The organism is Streptomyces sp. UH6 (genome assembly GCF_013421635.1).
GTDB lineage: Bacteria > Actinomycetota > Actinomycetes > Streptomycetales > Streptomycetaceae > Streptomyces > Streptomyces abyssomicinicus.
The window spans coordinates 1-1,847 of record NZ_JACADT010001076.1; the positions used below are offsets into that span (position 1 = coordinate 1).

Here is a 1,847-nt window from a genome sequence, read left to right on the forward strand (position 1 = left end):
CGGGCCCAGCGGGCGATCTGGGCGACCCGGCGCACCACGAACTGGGTGTCCAGGATGCCGAGCATGCCGGCGAGCTGCACCGCGACCTCGTGCTGCGCGCCCACGTTCTTGATCTTGGCGACCACCGGGGCGGCCTCGTCCAGCGCGGCGGCCCGCCCGGCGGGGGTGTCCAGGTCGTAGCGGGCGACGATCTGCCGCAGCGCGAACTCGAAGAGCGGGGTGCGGGGCCGGACCAGCTCGGCGACGGCCTCGTCACCCTTGGCCAGGCGCAGCTCGCAGGGGTCCATGCCGTCGGGCGCGATGGCGATGTAGGTCTCCGCCGCGAACTTCTGGTCGTCCTCGAAGGCGCGCAGGGCGGCCTTCTGGCCGGCCGAGTCGCCGTCGAAGGTGAAGATCACCCGGGAGGTGCCGTTGTCCATCAGCAGCCGGCGGAGGATCTTGATGTGGTCGCCGCCGAAGGCGGTGCCGCAGGTGGCTATGGCGGTGGTCACCCCGGCGAGGTGGCAGGCCATGACGTCGGTGTAGCCCTCGACCACCACGGCGTGGCTGCTCTTGGCGATGTCCTTCTTGGCGAGGTCGATGCCGTAGAGGACCTGCGACTTGCGGTAGACGGGGGTGTCGGGGGTGTTGAGGTACTTGGGCCCGTTGTCCGACTCGTAGAGCTTGCGGGCGCCGAAGCCGACGACCTCGCCGCCGATGTCGCGGATCGGCCACATCAGGCGGCCGCGGAACCGGTCGATGGGGCCGCGGCGGCCCTCCTGGGCGAGGCCGGAGGTGAGGATCTCCTTGTCGGTGAACCCCTTGCCGCGCAGGTAGCGGGTGAGGTGGTCCCAGCCCTGCGGGCTGTAGCCGACGTTGAAGTGCTCGGCGGCGGCCTGGTCGAAGCCGCGCTCGGCGAGGAAGGCGCGGCCGGTGTCCGCCTCGGGGCTTGTGGCCAGCTGCTCGGCGTAGAACTGGGCCGCGATGCGGTGCGCCTCGATCAGGCGGATGCGTTCGCCGCGCTGGTGGGAGGGGTTGTAGCCGCCCTCCTCGTAGCGGAGGGTGATGCCCGCCTGCGCGGCGAGGCGCTCGACGGCCTCGGAGAAGGTGAGGTGGTCGACCTTCATCACGAACGTGATGGTGTCGCCGCCCTCCTGGCAGCCGAAGCAGTGGAAGAGGCCCTTGGCGGGGCTGACCTGGAACGACGGGGACTTCTCGTCGTGGAACGGGCAGAGGCCCTTGAGGTTGCCGCCGCCGGCGTTCTTGAGCTGCAGGTACTCCGAGACGACGGAGTCGATCGGGACCGCGTCCCGTACCGCCTTCACGTCCTCGTCGTTGATCCTGCCGCCGCCTGCCACGTGCAAATTGTACGGGGGCGATCCGACGCCGCGGTTCCGCCGCCGCGGGGAGGGGACGCCCGGGGCGCCCCCTCCCCCGGGTCAGGCCAGGAGGGATTCGAGGGCGACCCGGGGGTCGGAGAGGGCCTCGGCGTCCACCGGGGCGGCGGCCCGGACGAGGTTCTGGATCGCGGGCGTGACGTCCCACACGTTGACGTTCATCCCGGCCAGCACCCGCCGGTCCTTCAGCCAGAAGGCGACGAACTCCCGCTTGCCCGCGTCGCCCCGGATCACGACCTCGTCGTAGGCGCCCGGCGGGGCCCACCCGGAGTACTCCATGCCCAGGTCGTACTGGTCGGAGAAGAAGTACGGCACCCGGTCGTACGCCACCTCGCGCCCCAGCATCGCGCGCGCCGCCGCCGGGCCGCCGTTGAGGGCGTTGGCCCAGTGCTCGACGCGCAGCCGCGTCCCGAACAGCGGGTGCGGGAACGCCGCCACGTCGCCGGCCGCGAAGACGTGCGGGTCGGAGGT

Annotated in this window: 2 protein-coding genes; both read right to left on the reverse strand. The window is 71.8% G+C overall.

Translation table 11 applies throughout. The features are described 5' to 3' along the window. A partial coding sequence (gene dnaG / locus HW445_RS29365; protein ID WP_180223860.1) for a DNA primase occupies positions 1-1,337 on the reverse strand: 1,337 nt, incomplete at its 3' end. An 81-nt stretch (positions 1,338-1,418) separates the two neighbouring features. Further along, a partial coding sequence (locus HW445_RS29370; RefSeq protein ID WP_306673377.1) for an oxidoreductase C-terminal domain-containing protein occupies positions 1,419-1,847 on the reverse strand: 429 nt, incomplete at its 5' end.